This is a genomic window from Pedobacter sp. GW822-FHT03F06, from assembly GCF_058801365.1.
This window is the reverse complement of record NZ_JBXANE010000004.1, coordinates 221,557-239,559: the sequence shown is the minus strand read 5'-3', so window position 1 is coordinate 239,559 and position 18,003 is coordinate 221,557. Positions and strand designations below refer to the sequence as shown.

The following is an 18,003-nucleotide window of genomic DNA, read 5'->3' as shown; positions in this document are numbered from 1 at the left end:
CTTAAATATACAAAATATTATTTATTACAATTCTGCAAATCTTTTGAAACCTCCGAGTAAGGCACAAAACCCTGCTTGTTACCAAACGAATTGGTAATATAAACCATTACCTGTGCTACATCAATATCAGCTAGTTCAGGGAAGGCGGGCATTTTTTCTTTGTATTCTTTTCCGTTGATGATCAAAGATTCATTTGCACCGTTTTTGATAAAACAAGCCAGGCGTTTTTTGTTTGTTTTTAAAAATACCGAATCGGTTAATGGGGGGGCAAGCTCGCCCAATCCTTCGCCATTTTCGCCGTGACAATTCTGACACTTAGTTTTATAAATATCCTTTCCGTTCGACATGTAATTCTGCAGATCGATTGTTTCTTGGTTTTGGCAAGATACAATGATGCCTATAATGAAAAGGAAAAAAATGGAGTTGATGATGTACTTGCGCATGGAGTTTTGTTGTAAAACCGTCATTTCGAGCGTAATGAAATAGAGTCGAGAACCACATAGTGTCAGCGAAGCTAAATCTATTAGATTTCTCTTCCGAAAGTTCGGGACTGCACTTCATCCGATAGCTATCGGATCGAAATGACGATTTAGATTATTACTTTTTATATTCCGCCAATAAAACAGGGATATCCTTTTTCAACTGTTCTACCTGCTCTTCTTTAGTGCCATCATAAGCACCGCGGATCCGTCTGTCCTTGTCTATTAAAACCAGATATCCTTGATGGATATAACCATCTTTTGCCGTACTATCTTCACCAACAGCTACTAAGTAGTTTTTTTCTGCCAGGGTATAAACACTGTCTTTACTGCCATAAAGGAATAGCCATTTTGGGCCGTCTACACCTAATTTTTTGGCGTATTTTTTCAGCACGTGAGGTCTGTCGTATTTAAAATCGATGGTGTGTGATACAAACATCACATCCGGATTAGTTTTAAATTCATTGTAAACCGTCATCAGGTTGCGGTGCATGGTAGGGCAGATGGTGGTACAAGAAGTAAAGAAAAAATCAGCAACATAGATTTTTCCATCTGTTGCCTTGTTCGTTGTTACTGTACTATCTTGATTTAAGAAAGACCAATTTGGAATAGTTTGGTAAACAGTGTCAATTTTCTCTATTCCAGCTGCATCTCTAACGGTTTCGGCATGACGCTCGCCATAAAAAGGAAGTTTTCTCTCTTGTTTACATGCGGTAAATATGGAAATAGCCAACAGTGATGTAGCTAAATAAGCAGTGATTTTATTCATGATTTTATGTTAAAAAATGTAAATATACAAGGTAATTTGGTCTAGAAGGTTATTTGTTTGAAAAGTCTGCGGTCGGGAGTCAGGAGACCGAGGTCTGGATGGTCAAAATGTTTTTTCGAATCCGGTCTTCTGACTCCTGACTTTACTTATGAATGTATTTCGTTGGCTCTGCTGCAAATTTCTGTTTACAGCTTTCTGAACAAAAATTATAGGTAACTTTATTGTATACCGTAGTTTTAGCTGTTTCAGCTTTTACTTTCATTTTACAGACTGGATCTACCGTTGCTTTCTTTGCAGAATCGATAGGGCTTATTTGTGACACATTGATTATTGGTGTCGCATTTGATTTTAATGACAGGGTTGTTAACCCAATTAGGATTATTATAAAATTTATTTTTTTCATTTTGAATTCTCTTTAATTAACAAATTTCTTTGAAAGTCCGGAGTCTGGTATCCGAAGACCGACGTTTTGGTATGCTCATAAACTTCCGGCCTCTGACTTCCAAACTATTTTATTTAACCTGATATGTGTTTATCAACGAATCAGATTCTCTGGTAACCTTAATATAGCTATCTTCAACAGCTCTGATTTTAATCATTTCAGATTTGTAATAATCTAGATCTTCCTGCTCGGTTTTTCCTTTAAAATCATCTTTAAAGAAGTGCATCCAATCCATCATTTTTTCATCAGCAGCATTTAATCGTATAATTAAGTCGTTGATTTTTTGTTTTTGTATCACCGAATCCTGAGCAAGTTTAATCTGATCTGAAACCAAGAGCTTATCCAGTTTCATTTTATTCTTCACTACTTTTTCCCCATCAATCATTAATTTATCGTGAATGTTAAGTACTTCCTGGCGTATCGCTTTCGAGTCAGGTTGCGTTTTACAGGAAAAAAGAAGCGCTGTTGCTATGCTTAACAACAAAATGTTCAATCTGTTCATATGCTGTGATTTAAAAATTATAAGTAATTCCAACATAAACCTTTCCGGCACTCATTGGATGATCGGTTTCAGCTTCCCAAATGTTTTTTTGTACTCCAGCGTTTAGTGCTACATTTTTATAAAAAATATCTACACCTGCGCCGCCCATGAGGTTATTCATGACGTGTTCTCCGGTTTTTTGACCTTTGTACTTTTCTCCACCAGAATATTCATAAAAAAACTGTGCAGAGGGCATCACCTGAACATCTTTCCCAATTCTTTGGGTGTAAAAAATATTCAGGAAACTGGTGGTACTATTCGCAATACCTTCATCGCGGCTATTGGTACCGTTAACTTTATAAGAAGTGTTTAAACTTGCACCAAATTTGCCCAAACCTACCATATAGTTTAGGTATACAAAACCATCAGTACTTCCGGTTCCGGCCTGCATCAACGACGAATAACGGATACCTGCCGTATTTTTGAAATCGTTTTTGCCTGTTGGCAATTTTATACCAGCTCCGGCAATCAATTGTTGTTTAAAATTATCTTCAAGTTTTTGCACGATATGATAGCCAGCATACAGGTTAATATCACCCATGCTAGAAATAGAAGAAGTATAACCATTGTAGCGCTCGCTATTGGAAACATAGGGTAAAATGGCATTAATTTCCAGTTTGCTGTTGATGAAATATTTACCTCTAACCTCTAAAGAACGGTAAAGTTCATAATCATCAGGATTGCCAGCATGATTGGTTATTGGTGAGTCCTGACTTCGTGCTGGGATAAAGAAATTTCCTGCATTAGGGAATAAGGAATGCGATTGCCCTTCGTAACCGCTAAACGAACGGTAACGGTATAAAACGCTGATGCTATTGCGGTTATAATAGGGTGTAATGCCCATAAAACAGCCGCAGATGTCGCAGGCAAAAACTTGGCCGCTCATGAGTACGAAAACTAAAATCAATAGTTTACGACTCGCTGTATAATGTATTTTTAATAAATTCATTGTCTGTTAGTGTTTTTAGAAAAGCTTTGATCTGCTCTTTTTCTGTTGTATTTAAAGTGATACCATTTTTCAATTGTGCATCAAGATTTGTTGAGGCTTTTACGCCAGAATTGTAATGCGCTAAAACCTCGTCCAAACTGTAAAAGCGTCCATCGTGCATGTATGGGCTGGTATATTCGATATTGCGTAAAGTAGGTACCCGGAATTTTCCAAAGTCTGAAGCTATGCCGGTAATGTGCGATCGGCCTTCATCGGTACTTACCAGGTCTAATCCGTTACTGCGATAAGAAAAATCCGTGAAAAATGGTTCTGCATGGCAGGAGGTGCATTTTTCTTTGAACAGATTGTAACCCGCCAATTCTGCTGAGGTAAAAGAAACGCCGCTCTCTTTGCGCATTACTTTATCGTATTTCGAATTGCCCGAAACCAGTGCTGCCGTAAATTGAGTAATCGACTTTAAAATCAGCTGCGAATTGATTTCTGTTGAACCAAAGGCCTGTTTAAATAAATCGGGATAGGGAGCCGTGTTTTTCAGGAACGCAACGATTGTTTGTATATCAGTACCCATCTCGCAGGCATCGGTAATGGCGTTTAGTGGCGAAGTTTCGATGTTTTTTACACCGCCGTCCCAAAAGAAAGCTTTTTGCCAGGCCAGGTTAAATAACGGAGGGGTATTTCGTTTTCCCTGGCAATTATTTACGCCATGGCTTACTTTATGATCAAGTTGTGTAAAAGCTGCAAATTGCTGGTGACAACTTCCACATGAAACGCTTTTATCGGCCGATAAGCGGGCTTCGTAAAATAACTTCTTGCCCAGTGCAAAACCTGCATTACTTAGTTTATTATCTTCGAAGTTGTATACCGGAGCAGGGAAGTTGGCAGGAACCGAAAAGGTAATTTTCTTTTCCTCAGGCGTTACCTCATCTTCGTTTTTGCTACAGGCATACATCAACGCAATGCTTAAAAAAAGCATTGCGAATACAGTTATTTTCCTTAACATTTAGTTGTGGATATGATCTAAACGAAATAAGCCATTTGCATAGTTGTTGGCTACAATTATGGAATTTGCTCCACCCATGGTCATATTCAAAGTGGCAAAACTCACATCGGTTTTACCTGTAAATAATGCAGCTGCATTTACCTTAAAGTGCATATTAGGTTTGCCATCTGTTCTCACACGAAGTGGGTTTGCCGCGTTAATCTCCGTAGCAAAAGTTCTAATGGTATTGTTTGGATCGGTAACGCCACCAATGTGGAAGGTAATTGTATTTCCAGATGCGAGAGATTGTGGTGAAGTCCCTTCTAATTTAACAAATATGTAGCCGCTGTTCCAAGTCCAGAACATGCCGTTGATTGGATCTAGGGCTCCTGTTTGTGCACCAGCAAAATTACGGGCATAATCTACGCCAATGGTGTATTCTATTTTGGTATAATCGCCTGTTGGTACATCTTTTAGCGTAATGTTAGTAGATTCTGCTTTCGAAGCATCAATTAAGAAATAACTTTCAGGAATCAGATAACTAGTTCCATCGGCTTTGCTTAATTTGATATTGCTTACGTAGTATTTAAATACATTGATCTTAAAATCTTCGCCTTTGGCATTTTTGTAAGTTGTGGTATTTAAAACTAACGGATTTCCGTTTACCTGATTTTCGAATTCTATAGAGAAAGTAGATTTGGTATCTGCAGCAACTTCGTCAGTGCTTTTTTTACAAGAAGATAATAGTATAATAGGGCATAACAATGCCAAAAAGTATTGTGATAATTTCATTTTAAGAAAATTGGATAAGTAAAAAATAATTTGTTGTCATTCTGAATGCAATGAAGAATCTCTAGAATCAAGCAGAAATTAACAGCATAGCAATGACAGATTGTTGTAGTTTTTATGAAACAGATTCTTCGCTTCGCTCAGAATGACAAATGGTCAAAACTTTGCAATGGCGATACAAACGCATAAAAATTAAAAACTTACTTAAACCGTTTTCGGCGGATGAAAAATAGAGATGGAAAGATCTTTTACCGGTTTTTCGATGTAAAGATTTTCTGAAGTGATGATAAAATAAGGAAGATGGTGGTTTAATGCAACAGTCTGAAATCTTGGTTCAGCCTCTACAACTCTTTTCAGATTTTCCTGAGCCTGTTTATTTTTACCATCAAGGTCTTTTAATTTTTTGGCTAAGAAACACTGCCCATCACAATGCAATTCCGGATGTTCTTTATTAATACAAAATACACTTGTAATGTATTCTTTGTTCATTTTATAACCAGAATAGATCACCAATTGCATGGCGCCGTTAGAAACGGTACATGTAATGATAAGATATATTAAGAATTTTTTGAACATGGTATTGCGCTGCAAAAGTATTAAAGAAATTGGTTGCAGCAAAGAAAAATTAAGAAAGACGCAGCACTTTTTTGATGTTAAAAACTCTTGTCTGGTCTTAGCGTCTCGCTTAGGCTTTATTATTTGCCACGGAAACTTGAGAACACAAATAAATTGAAGAAAATAATGTCGTCATTTCGAGCGGAGTGAAACGCAGTCGAGAAATCTATTTATAGATAGATCTCTCCATTCTGCTGCGCTTCAGTCGAGATGACGACACTAAGAAAACTATGCCTGCAAATCAGCCATTACCGCTTTGATTTTTTCGCCAAGTTGTGCGTTAACCTGATCAAAGTCTTTTCTATCGGCTAATGGCGCATTTACACTGCAATAGAATTTAATTTTAGGTTCCGTTCCGCTCGGACGCGCAGAAACGATACTGCCATCTTCTGTAATGAACTGTAAAACATCAGAAGTTGGGTAATCCAGTTTGCTTACTTTTCCGGTTGCTAAATCAGTTTGCTGACTTAATTCGTAATCTTTCAGTACCGAAACTTTCGAGCCACCTAATGTTGCAGGAGGGTTTTCTCTGAATTTCACCATCATCGCTTTAATTTCTTCAGCACCTGATTTGCCTTTTTTGGTTAGTGAAACTAAGTCTTCTTTGTAAAGGCCATATTCTACGTACATATCTAATAATGCATTGTATAAACTTGCACCCTTATCTTTGTAATAAGCAGTCATTTCAGAGATAAAAGCTGCAGAAACCACCGCATCTTTATCACGTACCAAATCGCCGATTAAATAACCATAACTCTCCTCTCCACCACCAATAAAGTATTTCTTACCTTCTAGTTCTGTCATTAACTGACCAATGTATTTAAACCCAGTTAAGGTGTTGTAGTAGGTTACATTTTTCTTTTTGGCAATTTCTTCGATGAGGTTAGAGGTTACAATAGTTTTTACAATAAACTGATTGCCATCTAATTTGCCACTGTCTTGCCAAGCGGATAATAGGTAATTGATTAATAAACTGCCTGTTTGGTTGCCGTTAAGCAGTACCCACTCGCCATTATTATCTTTTACTGCAATACCTACACGGTCAGCATCAGGATCGGTAGCCAAAACTAAATCAGCATCTATTTCTTTTGCTTTATTCATCGCCAAAGTCAATGCATCTTTTTCCTCTGGATTTGGGTACACTACGGTAGGGAAATTTCCATCAGGTGTACTTTGCTCTTCAACTAAAGTTACGTTTGTAAAACCAAACTGAGCCAAAGCTTTTGGTACCAGAGTAATTCCAGTTCCGTGAATAGGAGAGTATACAATTTTTAAATCGTGCTGTCTTTTTATGGCTTCAGGAGAAATCGAAAGTGCAGTGATTCCATCTAAATATAGTTTATCTACGTCTTCGCCAATCAGTTCGATATTGGCTTCAACGCGGTCGAATTTAACTTCATCAATACTTTTAATCTTATTTACTTCATCGATCACCAATTTATCATCTGGAGAAGTAAATTGACCACCATCTGCGCCATAGGCTTTATAACCATTATATTCTTTAGGATTATGCGATGCGGTTAACATTACACCGCTTTTGCAACCAAAATGGCGCACAGCGAAAGAAAGTTCTGGAGTTGGTCTTAATGCAGAGAAGAAATAAACATGGATGCCGTTTGCAGAGAAAACATCAGCTGTAATTTTAGCAAAATAATCAGAGTTGTTGCGACTATCGTGGGCAATGGCAACCTTGATTTTTTCGTTAGGGTATTTGTTGTTTAAATAATTCGCTAATCCCTGTGTAGCCGTTCCGATAGTGTACTTGTTGATGCGATTGGAGCCTGCACCCATAATTCCACGTAAACCGCCCGTTCCGAACTCTAAACTTCTATAAAATGCATCTGTTAATTCGGTAGTTGCATCTGTATCCACAAGGGCCTGTATTTCTGCCTTGGTATTTTCATCATAATTTCCACTTAACCACTGATTAATTGTGGCTTGTGTTGATTGGTCAATTGCCTGCATTGAGCTGTTTTTTAAATTTAATATCTGGTGTTGAACAAATTTTATTGAATGATGTTTGGTTGAAACGTATTTATTTCAGCCCATCCAAATTTTATTTTGTTGAGGGTGTTGCTTTTAAGCTGCTTTTGTTTAATTTCACGCCCCGATACAATAATAAAGAAAATCCAGTATTAATGTGAGGCGAATGTAACTTTTTTAAAATAGTTGTAAAACAGGTAAAGTTAGCGTCGTTTGATCTTGGGTAAAAAACAATTAATAAATAGATGGAACCATCATGATTTCAAACCACACCTGGGATAAAAAATCTGATAGCTTCATTACCGTTAAAAAACAATAGGCAAGTAAATGAAAATATTAAAATTTGGGGGTACTTCTGTAGGTAGTCCTGAGCGCATGACGAAGTTGTTGGATATCGTTAATCCAAATGAAGAGCAGATTGTAGTATTATCGGCCGTGTCTGGTACTACAAATAGTTTAGTAGAAATTGCAAATTATTTTTTAGCTGGAGATAAGAAGAAGGGAAGCGAGTGTGTCGAAAATCTATACCAGAAATATAAAGCTTTTGTTGTTGAATTGTTGCCGGCTGCCGAATTTCAAGAGCAGGGAAATGAAGTGATCGATTATCACTTTGGTTTCTTAGCTGGCTTGGCGAACGATATTTTTACTTCTATCGAAGAGAAAGTAGTGTTGGCTCAAGGCGAATTGTTATCTACAACTTTATACCATATTTATTTAAAATCTATCGGTGTACCGTCTGTATTGTTACCAGCATTAGATTTTATGAAAACGGATGAAGATAACGAACCTGATATTCCTTTTACAACGAAACATTTAATGCCGCTTTTGGAGCAGCATAAAGACAATAAATTATTTATCACACAGGGTTATATCTGCCGTAACAGTTTTGGCGAGGTAGATAATCTACGTCGTGGTGGTAGTGATTATACCGCATCATTATTGGGTGCTGCAATTATGGCGGAAGAAGTTCAAATCTGGACGGATATTGATGGCATGCACAACAACGATCCACGTATTGTTAAGGGCACTAAACCAATAGCACAGTTATCTTTTGATGAAGCGGCTGAGTTGGCTTATTTTGGCGCAAAGATTTTGCATCCTCAATCGGTTTTCCCGGCACAGAAATATAAAATTCCGGTTCGTTTGTTAAACACGATGGAACCTTCAGCAGCGGGGACGTTGATTACCCATGATAGCGAAAAAGGAAAGATCAAATCCATAGCAGCGAAAGATGGCATTACGGCAATCCGTATCCAATCTAGCCGTATGTTGTTGGCTTATGGTTTCTTACGAAGGGTTTTTGAAGTTTTTGAACGTTATAAAACACCGATTGATATGATTACCACTTCTGAGGTTGCTGTATCGTTAACCATTGATGAAACAGCTCATTTGCCGCAGATTATCGAAGAGTTGGAAAGTTTTGGAACAGTAGAAGTAGATACCGATCACAGCATTGTGTGTGTAGTGGGCGATTTTGGTTCGGAGAAGCATGGTTTTGCCAGCAGGGTTTTAGAAGGTTTAAAACACATTCCAATCCGTATGATTTCTTATGGAGGAAGCAATTACAACGTTTCACTTTTAATATTAAGTGAGTATAAAACCGAAGCTTTAAGAAGCCTGCACAATAGGTTATTCGAATAGGAGGAAAAAAGCGCCGATTATTACCAGCAATCCGATAAGGAAGTGAAAAGCCAGAAAGCTTGCCGGTAGCAAACCGTTTTTATGTTTTTTGTAAGAATTATACAATCCTGCAGAAAGAATAAGCATAATAAATATGGCGGCCGCTATTTTCATTTTTTGATAAATAAGAGAAACAGTACAATGAAGAGTAACACGATAAAAAACCGGACTTTTCCATTGTATTGTTTCTGGGTAATTCTTCCATGCTTTAAATCCAGGTAGTTACCCAAATAAATTAGCCCAAAGAATAAAATTAAAATTATAATAAGGAATTTGAACATGTTCGCCGATAAAGATATATCAAAGTTTAACAATATAGAAACGCCTTTTTACTACTATGATACCGATCTGTTGCAAAAAACCTTGCGTACCTGCGCAGATGCAGCTGCTCCATATCAATTTCACATCCACTATGCACTAAAGGCGAATTTTAATAGTGTGCTGTTAAACCAGATCAAAGAGATTGGTTTCGGTGCAGATTGCGTGAGTGCAGGAGAGGTGAGAAGAGCAGTTGAAGTAGGTTTCGATCACCAAAAAATCGTTTTTGCCGGAGTAGGTAAATCGGATAAAGAAATCAACGAAGCCCTTGATCTTGATATTTTCTGCTTTAATGTAGAATCTATCCAGGAATTAGAAGTACTAAATGAACTTGCCGGTAAAAAAGGTAAAACAGCTCAGGTGGCCATTCGCATCAATCCTAATGTTGATGCTCATACACATCACAACATTACCACTGGTTTAGACGAAAATAAATTTGGGATCAACTCATGGGATTTGCCTGAGTGCGCAGAAACTTTAAAGGCATCTCCAAATCTGAAATTTATCGGTATTCATTTTCATATCGGTTCTCAGATTACCAATCTGGATGTGTACAAAAACCTATGTGTACGTGTAAACGAATTTGCAACCTGGTTTGAAGATAAAGGTTTTAACCTAAAAGTATTAAATGTTGGTGGCGGCTTAGGCATTGATTATTACAATCCTGACCATCAGATTCCTGACTTTGAATCTTATTTTAAGATTTTTAATGAATTTTTGACTGTTAAACCTGGTCAGGAAGTACATTTTGAATTGGGAAGAGCATTGGTTGGTCAATCGGCCTCATTGATTACCCGTGTGCTTTACATTAAAAACGGAAAGAAGAAAAACTTCGTGGTTTTAGATGCCGGTATGACTGAATTGATGCGCCCAGCCCTATATCAAGCCTATCACAAAATCGAAAACCTCAGCCAGTCTGGAGTAACAGATTCGAAGTCCGAAGTCGTTAAATACGATATCGTAGGGCCAATCTGTGAAAGTACCGATTGCTTTGGTAAAGAAGTAGAGCAGCCTGAATCGTTCAGGGGTGATATTTTTGCCATCCGTAGCGCTGGTGCCTATGGAGAGGTGATGGCTTCGAAGTATAACTTAAGGGATGCGATAAGATCGGTTTATAGTTCAGAGATATAAATTGTCACATTGAGCCTGTCGAAATGCTTCAAAGTTCTTCGACAGGCTCAGAATGACAAATCAATTATTTCTTCTTCGACGCTACAAATACAATTACACCAGCTATTAGAATAATACCACCTGCATAAGGAGGCCAATTGACAGATTTTTCTTTATCGGCAGATATTTGAATGGGACCTGCATCAACAATTTTTTCTTTTTTGGTATAAGAGAAGCCAGTCCAGATGAGCATAGCAATACCCACAACCATTAATATAATCCCTAATGTTCTGTTCATAATATTTTATTTATATCAGAACAGCATCAGGTCTATTATGTTTTATTGAAATGAATAACCGAGACTTATCTTTTGCGCATAATTAACATTGTCAGCCATTTCATAAGAAAGCGAAAATCGCTTGATGTATAAGAAATAGTTAAAAACCCAACCGAATGAATTTTTTCCATTAATTTCATCGTAGGCTTTTACGCCAGATCTGAAACTATTTGCAAAATTAGGTGTACCTCCAAGAAAAAATCTAAATGCGTGCCTTATATCGTGGTCATTTCTAGCGCTCCAGATTACCTCAGTAGATAACCCTGTTGTCCAAAGTACCTTCCTGTTTGTTACCGCTACGTAATCGGGAATAGGATTACTGTAAACCTCTTGTCTGAATTTGGTATAAGCTCCACCTTCGAAGCTAAGTGCATTTTCAAAGTTAATGTACCTGAAATCTGTATTTCCGTTAGCTGAAGTGTTGTGTAGGCCGGCAGAAAATCTTAAACCAACGCCACTGATCGATTTTTTAAAGGATGGAAGATAATTCTTTAAATTTTCTGCATCATTGTCGTTTTCTCCACCTGAAGCTTTTCCAGCGTAAGCGAAAATACCATAAGAAATGTTTGATTTTTTGAAAGTATGCGACTGGCTTATATTTGCCATTCCCAATTCGAAATCCGTACCAGCGCTTGGTGAAGTAGAACCAGCATAACTTGCTGATACATTCGTTAACGTTTTAACACTGTCTGCACCCATTGCTTTTGGCATATAACCCATGTTGTTCCCTAATATAGCTGGAGTAAGCAAAGATGTACAGGAAGTAAATGCGGTAAGGAAAAGTAAAGAAGAAAGAGCGGTAATTTTAGTTTTCATTTTTTATCTATTCATCAAAGAAATCTACCAGACCTCCCAAGAAATATTCCTGGATCCCATCTGTAAAATCTTTATAATCTTCATCGGGAATATTGGTTTGTTTAAACTCCAGTGAAGTTCCTTTTTTATCTTCGTGAAGTTTGATCGTTACGATAGAAGGTTCGTTTTCTTCTCCAAAATACCATTGTTGAACAATCTGTTTACCGTAAACAAACTCAATGTTTTTGCCCGTGATATCTCCATCCCAGAAAGAAAATTCTGTTTCTGGCAATTCTTCAAATTCTACTTCAGCACCAGTCCATAGTTTTATGCTGGTTTCTTTTGTAAGGGCTAAATAAACTTCTTCTGGTGGGGCAGGTATGTAGGTGTATCTTTTAAAATCTTTCATTTTCTTTTATATCTATTCTTTCTAGCTTATCAGGTATAGCTTCTTCAATCTTGAGGTTGTTAATCCTGAAGTTCTCATTTATGTCTTTAATCACAGCCGTTCTCCATGCTGATGCCGGATACGTAAATACAAAGGTACTTTTTACGCGGGTAGATTTAATAAAATAAGCTATCCAAAGCGAACAAATGATTATTTTTCTAATTAACGCCGTAGCATCTGAGGCGGTAAAGAGTTGATTACCTATATGATTACCCATTGCAAACAGAAATGCGAAATCTAGAATGGCGACAATAATAGCGGCTATTTTCAGTCCTATATAATATTTTGTAAATATTTTTCGGCGGTTAAAAAATAAAAATATCACGAGTATGCTAAATGCAATCATACACATGTTTAATGCCGCTTCCATAAGCAAACAGAGTTGGTAAATGAACGTTGTAAATCTATCGTAACGATCAAGGTTATCCCAAACACTTTGACTAAATGTTTCTGCTTTAATTATAGTAAATAGCGAGGTAAACGGTAAAACCACAATTCCAATGCCTGCAACAATGAGCCAGCCACCGATTTTTGGAGCATCTTTTATTTCTTCAAGGTCAAACGGTCTTTTTCGGGTATAGATAAATACGCACACACCCATCATTATGATGAAAACAAATACGCATAAAGTTACCATCCAGTAATTTAAATCCGATTCATTTTCCGTCTCATAGTCATTACCCCAATATAAACTGTAGCTCAGTTTATCCATTATATTGCTTCTATCTTTAATGTATTGTTTGGTATCGGCACCCGAAATTTCATCGGTTAAGTTTTGATAGTTATAATTTATTGTTAAAGTATCTGATTCGCTTTTCTGCGTGTAATTAAATTTATAGCTAGGTCGATCAACACTAAATTTATTGTCTTTAAGGTCCCAATTATCTGGGAAAATGATTTTTAGTTTTTGATTGATATTGCATGGGTAAACAAGATCCATTGGTACATCACGCGATTTTTTGAGTTTTCTTAAATCATTGCTGATCAGATCGCCATAAAAATAGATGTCAAATCTATTAGAAAGTGAATCGTCTCTTACCCAAATGTTGTCAATCTCATAATTTTCAGTTAAATAAACAATGTTGTTGGTCTCATCATCTTTGACAGTTATGTTTTTTACAGTTTGTATACCAGGGTATAGTTTTGAATAATAACTTAAATAATCCTTTTCTAGTTTATCTGTCCCATCACTATTTAAATCTGCCCTGATCTGATCGGCACAATTGTGTGTGTAGACTGTTTTAATTTGGAGGGTCGCTTTTTTGCCCAGGATTGTATCCGGTACATTAAAAATTGAAGTGGCATCAATTTTTCCCTTGGGATTGCTTTTAACCTCTTCAAGTTTGTCGTTGCCAGGTTTTATTACCAGAACACTTGCAGAGTAAGGGAAATAATTTTCTGTTATAGGTCCACGCTGATCAGACATGGTTGCATCAATCCAGATTTTTTTATTCTTAAATTCAACTAATACCACAACATGGTCAAATGCGCCTGTTGAGGGTAACCTTTCTTTTGTTTTATTCTTTAGATAGGTGTTTATGTATACGGGATAGGCCTGTATACCCATATTTTTTAATAGGTAAACGAGTAAAAGCGACTTGTCTTTACAGTCGCCGTAGCGTTGTCTTAAAACTTTTTCAGGAGAATTTGGGCGATGGGAATACTGTCCCATTTCTACCCCCATATACCTGATCTCGTCTTGTACAAACCGGGTAGCAAGTTGTAAATATTGTTCTGGATTGTTGTTTGATTTAGCTTTTAGCTCCTTGACCTTAGCATTAAGGATGACTGAACTTTTTAAGTCGTAAGTGTTTAAACGTACAGACCAATCTACTATGTCTTTCCAGCTGTGGTATTCACTGATTTGAACCCGTCCGTAAGGGTTGTACCAATCGGGTTCATAGTCGTAACTGGTGAAAGTTTTAGATACCTGGCTTTGCCATTGGTATATTTTTAAATCACCTGTCTCCGTAGTTTTTAGAGGAGGAACAAAGTTGAAGTTTTTGAGTTGTATATCGCGTTTCTTATTAAAAAGCAGGCTAGCATAAACATTTGAGATTTGACTTCCGCCTTCAAAATAAATGATGTTGCTGTAGCGCGAATCGAAAACTGGATTTTTTCCTATAATAGTGTACGAAAAGTCAATTCTATCTCCTTTTCGGACATCATCTAAAATTAAATAAGCATTAAATGTTCCGCTATAAATAAATTTATTGAGCTCTTTCTCATTCTGGATAATTTTGAAATTACTGGCGTTAAGTTTATCAATAGGTTTGTTATCTCTCCAGATAATTATTTTATGAAAAACAAGTTTCTGGTAAGATGGATCAAAGGTAACCGATATTTCAGAGCCATTTTGTACACCTGTATCTGAAATAATCTCACGGATATCATGCTCGTATTCTTCTGATGTTTCTATATTGGTTTGTTGCTCATAAAGAAATAAATACCAACCATCCTGAACATCTCTTGCTGCCGGCCGTTTATCAACAGTTTTTACTTTTTGTAGCCACCGTGGTTCAGTTTTGGAAATGAAAAAATTATTTTTTTGGGCAAAAGATATATTGATCCAAAAAGCTAAAACAAGTAGAATAAGTTTTTTGAGAGCGTTTTTATTTAGCATATTTTAATTAATAGTTTATTTAAATGCGTTTAATCCGGTTACATCCATTCCGGTGATCAGTAAATGTATATCGTGTGTACCCTCGTAGGTTACTACCGATTCTAAGTTCATCATGTGGCGCATAATTGAATATTCTCCGGTAATTCCCATTCCGCCAAGCATTTGGCGGGCATTACGGGCGATGTCTAGTGCAATTTCTACACTGTTCCTTTTGGCCATCGATATTTGTTCTGCAGAAGCCCTGTTTTCACTTTTCAGTACGCCTAAACGCCAAACCAACAGCTGGGCCTTGGTAATTTCGGTCACCATTTCGGCCAGTTTCTTTTGCTGTAACTGGAAACCTCCAATGGGTTTTCCAAACTGTACACGTTCTTTCGAGTAGCGCAAAGCAGTATCATAACAGTCCATTGCTGCGCCCAAAGCGCCCCAGGCAATGCCGTAACGTGCCTGGTTTAAGCAACCTAGCGGACCTTTTAATCCACTAATTTCGGGAAAAATATTCTCTTTTGGCACTTTAACATTATCGAAAACCAGTTCGCCAGTAGCTGATGCACGTAAACTCCATTTGTTGTGTGTTTCAGGAGTCGAAAACCCTTCCATTCCGCGTTCCACAACTAATCCCCTTATTTTTCCTGATTCGTCTTTTGCCCAGACTACTGCAATATCGGCAAATGGTGCATTACTGATCCACATTTTGGCACCGTTTAATATGTAGTGACTTCCTGCGTCTTTGATATTGGTTACCATTCCGCCCGGGTTAGAGCCGTGATCAGGTTCTGTTAATCCAAAACAGCCCATCATTTCGCCACTCGCCAGTTTTGGCAGGTATTTTTTACGTTGTTCTTCAGTACCATAAGCATAAATAGGATACATTACTAACGAACCCTGTACAGAGGCTGTGGAACGGATACCAGAATCACCACGTTCAATCTCCTGCATCAAAATTCCATAAGCGGTATAATCTAAACCTGCACCACCATACTCAACCGGAATAGTTGGACCGAAAGCACCAATATCCGCCAGGCCTTTTATTAAATGTTTTGGGAATTCTGCTTTTTGCGCATAATCTTCAATAATCGGGCTCACTTCTTTTTTTACCCAATCTCTAGCCGTAGCACGGATTAATTTGTGCTCATCGGTTAACAATTCATCCAATAAATAATAGTCTGGGGCCTCGTACAGGTCTTTTTTTACTGATTTGCTCATGTAATTTCGTGTTATCTGGTTAAGAACTCGCGTTAATTTCAAAGGTAACAATTTACGGCAAGGGGCATTATATTCATGAATAAAAAATTAATTTTGCAGCATACAAAACATACATGAACCATTTCAAACAAACCGTAGCGTTAAAAGATGTAAAGTGCTTTGCCTTGCATGGGTATTATCCGGAAGAGCAACTTATTGGAAATCATTTTGTTGTAGATCTTGAGACAGAGTTTACACCGCAAGGTTTTGATGATGAACTGGCACAGACGGTTAATTACGAGGATCTGAATCACATCATCATGGAAGAAATGCAGCACGCACAAAAGCTTTTAGAAACAGTTTTGAAGAATATCATTTCGAAAGTTATCAAATTGTATCCTTTTGTTGAGATGGTACAGGTGAGTATGAAAAAATTAAACCCACCAATGCCTGGCCAGATTGGACATTCCTTTGTTAAACTTACTTACACATCAGTCAACTAAAAATGAATTTTACAAAGATAAATGCTGAGATTTTAGCAGAAATTAAGGCTGCCATTGGAGCAGATAAAGTTTTTACTGATGTAGAAAGTTTAGATAATTACAGTCACGATGAAACGGAGGATTTGCGTTATCAGCCAGAAGTTGTAGTGAAGCCTACAACATCTGAAGAGGTTTCTGCTTTATTAAAAATATGTAATGCACACCATGTTCCGGTCACGCCGCGTGGAGGTGGGACGGGGTTGAGTGGGGCTGCTTTGCCCATTTATGGTGGTGTTTCTTTATCGATGGAGAAGTTTAAGGCTATCTTAGATATTGATACTGAAAACCTGCAGGCAACTGTTGAGCCGGGTGTAATTACCGAAGAATTCATCAATGCTGTAGCCGAAAAAGGACTTCTTTACCCAGTTGATCCAAGTAGCAAAGGATCTTGTTTTATTGGTGGCAATGTGGCCCATGGTTCTGGTGGGCCAAGAGTAGTGAAGTATGGAACGATACGTGAATACATTCTCAATCTAGAAGTGGTTCTGCCTAACGGCGATATCATTTGGACAGGCGCAAATACCTTAAAATATGCATCTGGTTATAATTTAACCCAGTTGATGATCGGTTCTGAAGGTACCTTAGCGGTGGTAACCAAAATCGTTACCAAATTATTGCCTAAACCTAGTCAATCGGTTTTAATGATGGGCGCTTTTAGTACGAACGAAGATGCATGCGCAGCGGTTTCTGCAATTTTTAGGGCGGGGGTAACACCATCGGCTTTAGAGTTTATGGAGCGGAAAGGAGTGGAATGGGTAATTAAATTTGATGATATTAAATTTGATTTAAAAGATGATGTTGCTGCGTTATTGATGATTGAGTTTGATGGAGATGATTTGGATGACATTTTTAAAAATTGCGAAAAAACCAATGTTGTTTTAGAAGAACATCACTGTACAGAAGTTTTATTTGCAGATACCGCTGCTCAAAAAGAAGAACTCTGGCGGATGCGCAGAACAATGGCCGAATCGGTTAAATCTAATTCGGTGTATAAAGAAGAAGATACTGTGGTACCGCGTGCGGCTTTACCTAAATTGGTTAATGGTATAAAAGAAATTGGTGCAAAATACGGTTTCGAAAGTGTTTGTTATGGCCATGCCGGTGATGGAAACCTGCACGTAAACATCATTAAAGCTGGAATGAGCGATGAAGACTGGAAAAACAAACTTAAATTTGGCATTGCCGAAATATTCGAATTAACAACGGCTTTAGGTGGCACATTATCTGGCGAACACGGAATTGGTTTGGTGCAAAAAGAGTTTATGCCAATCAAATATTCCGAAATCCATCTTAATTTAATGCGGGGTATTAAAAAGGTTTTCGATCCAAAGGGGATATTAAATCCTGGCAAAATTATGCCTGATTAATTTTATTTGTCACCCTGAACTTGTTTCAGGGTCTTAATTGTAAAAAGTATAT

The 18,003-nt window shown here is 37.5% G+C and carries 18 protein-coding genes; 4 read left to right on the top strand and 14 right to left on the bottom strand.

Translation table 11 applies throughout. The features are described 5' to 3' along the window. Positions 1-17: 17 nt before the first annotated feature. The 9 genes from AC1RJ8_RS08745 to AC1RJ8_RS08705 form a co-directional block, all read right to left on the bottom strand. The gene (locus AC1RJ8_RS08745; protein WP_492953451.1) at positions 18-443 is read right to left on the bottom strand and encodes a c-type cytochrome; all 426 of its coding nucleotides are present in this window, start codon (positions 441-443) and stop codon (positions 18-20) included. Between the two features lie 154 nt (positions 444-597). Then, on the bottom strand, positions 598-1,248 hold the full coding sequence (locus tag AC1RJ8_RS08740; protein ID WP_492953452.1) for an SCO family protein: 651 nt from the start codon (positions 1,246-1,248) through the stop codon (positions 598-600). Positions 1,249-1,390: 142 nt separating this feature from the next. Beyond that, positions 1,391-1,651, bottom strand: coding sequence for a YHS domain-containing protein (locus AC1RJ8_RS08735; RefSeq protein ID WP_492953453.1), 261 nt, complete (start codon positions 1,649-1,651; stop codon positions 1,391-1,393). A 109-nt stretch (positions 1,652-1,760) separates the two neighbouring features. Continuing rightward, positions 1,761-2,192 (bottom strand): hypothetical protein, encoded by a 432-nt coding sequence (locus AC1RJ8_RS08730; RefSeq protein ID WP_492953454.1) that lies wholly within the window; start codon positions 2,190-2,192, stop codon positions 1,761-1,763. 10 nt (positions 2,193-2,202) lie between these two features. After that, positions 2,203-3,117, bottom strand: a complete 915-nt coding sequence (locus tag AC1RJ8_RS08725) for a transporter (protein WP_493008044.1) — start codon at positions 3,115-3,117, stop codon at positions 2,203-2,205. Between the two features lie 25 nt (positions 3,118-3,142). Further along, positions 3,143-4,153 (bottom strand): cytochrome-c peroxidase, encoded by a 1,011-nt coding sequence (locus AC1RJ8_RS08720; protein ID WP_492953455.1) that lies wholly within the window; start codon positions 4,151-4,153, stop codon positions 3,143-3,145. 27 nt (positions 4,154-4,180) lie between these two features. Further along, positions 4,181-4,951, bottom strand: a complete 771-nt coding sequence (locus AC1RJ8_RS08715; RefSeq protein ID WP_492953456.1) for an MbnP family protein — start codon at positions 4,949-4,951, stop codon at positions 4,181-4,183. Positions 4,952-5,152: 201 nt separating this feature from the next. Next, a complete protein-coding gene (locus AC1RJ8_RS08710; RefSeq protein WP_492953457.1) occupies positions 5,153-5,524 on the bottom strand; it encodes a hypothetical protein in 372 nt (123 codons plus the stop codon). Positions 5,525-5,791: 267 nt separating this feature from the next. Continuing rightward, positions 5,792-7,528, bottom strand: a complete 1,737-nt coding sequence (locus AC1RJ8_RS08705) for a phospho-sugar mutase (RefSeq protein ID WP_492953458.1) — start codon at positions 7,526-7,528, stop codon at positions 5,792-5,794. 345 nt (positions 7,529-7,873) lie between these two features. Between AC1RJ8_RS08705 and AC1RJ8_RS08700 the strand changes: the two genes are divergently transcribed. Both AC1RJ8_RS08700 and lysA read left to right on the top strand, forming a co-directional pair. Then, positions 7,874-9,187: an aspartate kinase gene (locus tag AC1RJ8_RS08700; protein WP_492953459.1), complete on the top strand. Its 1,314-nt coding sequence runs from the start codon at positions 7,874-7,876 to the stop codon at positions 9,185-9,187. A 318-nt stretch (positions 9,188-9,505) separates the two neighbouring features. After that, a complete protein-coding gene (gene lysA / locus AC1RJ8_RS08695; protein WP_492953460.1) occupies positions 9,506-10,675 on the top strand; it encodes a diaminopimelate decarboxylase in 1,170 nt (389 codons plus the stop codon). A gap of 64 nt (positions 10,676-10,739) precedes the next feature. Here the strand turns inward: lysA and AC1RJ8_RS08690 are convergent, their stop codons facing one another. The 5 genes from AC1RJ8_RS08690 to AC1RJ8_RS08670 are packed head-to-tail and all read right to left on the bottom strand — an operon-like array spanning position 10,740 to position 16,063. Further along, the gene (locus AC1RJ8_RS08690) at positions 10,740-10,952 is read right to left on the bottom strand and encodes a hypothetical protein (RefSeq protein ID WP_492953461.1); all 213 of its coding nucleotides are present in this window, start codon (positions 10,950-10,952) and stop codon (positions 10,740-10,742) included. A gap of 42 nt (positions 10,953-10,994) precedes the next feature. After that, positions 10,995-11,807: a hypothetical protein gene (locus AC1RJ8_RS08685; RefSeq protein ID WP_492953462.1), complete on the bottom strand. Its 813-nt coding sequence runs from the start codon at positions 11,805-11,807 to the stop codon at positions 10,995-10,997. Positions 11,808-11,814: 7 nt separating this feature from the next. Next, a complete protein-coding gene (locus tag AC1RJ8_RS08680; protein WP_492953463.1) occupies positions 11,815-12,195 on the bottom strand; it encodes an SRPBCC domain-containing protein in 381 nt (126 codons plus the stop codon). After that, positions 12,182-14,857 carry a DUF3857 domain-containing protein gene (locus AC1RJ8_RS08675; RefSeq protein WP_492953464.1) on the bottom strand — a complete coding sequence of 892 codons (2,676 nt, stop codon included), beginning with the start codon at positions 14,855-14,857 and terminating at the stop codon, positions 12,182-12,184. Before AC1RJ8_RS08675 ends, AC1RJ8_RS08680 begins: the two co-directional genes overlap by 14 nt. Positions 14,858-14,872: 15 nt before the next feature. After that, on the bottom strand, positions 14,873-16,063 hold the full coding sequence (locus AC1RJ8_RS08670; RefSeq protein WP_492953465.1) for an acyl-CoA dehydrogenase family protein: 1,191 nt from the start codon (positions 16,061-16,063) through the stop codon (positions 14,873-14,875). A gap of 113 nt (positions 16,064-16,176) precedes the next feature. On the opposite strand from AC1RJ8_RS08670, the gene folB reads away from it, so the two are divergent. Both folB and AC1RJ8_RS08660 read left to right on the top strand, forming a co-directional pair. Continuing rightward, complete coding sequence (gene folB / locus AC1RJ8_RS08665) at positions 16,177-16,545, top strand: dihydroneopterin aldolase (protein WP_492953466.1); 369 nt, start codon at positions 16,177-16,179, stop codon at positions 16,543-16,545. 2 nt (positions 16,546-16,547) lie between these two features. Further along, positions 16,548-17,951, top strand: coding sequence for an FAD-binding oxidoreductase (locus tag AC1RJ8_RS08660; RefSeq protein ID WP_492953467.1), 1,404 nt, complete (start codon positions 16,548-16,550; stop codon positions 17,949-17,951). The last annotated feature ends 52 nt before the right edge of the window (positions 17,952-18,003 follow it).